Here is a 589-nt window from a genome sequence, read left to right on the forward strand (position 1 = left end):
GCAGTTCCCGCTGGTCGAGGAGGCGCTCGCCGCTGCCGGCTTCACAGTGTGGCCGTTGGTCGAGGTCGAAGCCGACGACGGTCTGGCGGCGGCGGCGCATATGGCGGATCGCGACGAGCGGGTCGGCCGCGTGATCATCTGCACGCCGGACAAGGACCTTGGCCAGTGCGTTCGCGGCAAGGTCGTGCAGTGGGACCGCCGCCAGGACAAGTGGTTCGACGCCGCGGCGGTGCGGGCCAAGTTCGGCGTCGGGCCGGAGTCGATCCCCGATTACCTCGCTCTGGTCGGTGACACCGCCGATGGCTTTCCGGGCCTTCCCGGCTGGGGCGCGAAGGCCACAGCGTCCGTCCTTTCCGCGTACGGCCACTTGGAGAACATCCCCGCCGACGCCGACGATTGGGCGGTGACGGTCCGCGGCGCGGGCAGGCTTGCCGCGACGCTGCGGGAGAATTTCGCCGACGCTGTGCTGTTCCGACGCATCGCCACCGTTGAGCTCGACTCGCCGGTGAGCGAGTCAGTTGACGAACTCGAGTGGACCGGTCCGACCGACGAGTTCGCCACCATGGCCGACCACATCGGCCGCCCTCAG

The 589-nt window shown here is 69.6% G+C and carries 1 pseudogene (cut by a window edge); it reads left to right on the forward strand.

The window, feature by feature from the left end:
* Positions 1-589 (forward strand): annotated as a pseudogene (locus GEV06_28695) (flap endonuclease); it begins 205 nt to the left of the window's first position.

The sequence above is a fragment of the Luteitalea sp. genome (genome assembly GCA_009377605.1).
Classification (GTDB): domain Bacteria; phylum Acidobacteriota; class Vicinamibacteria; order Vicinamibacterales; family Vicinamibacteraceae; genus WHTT01.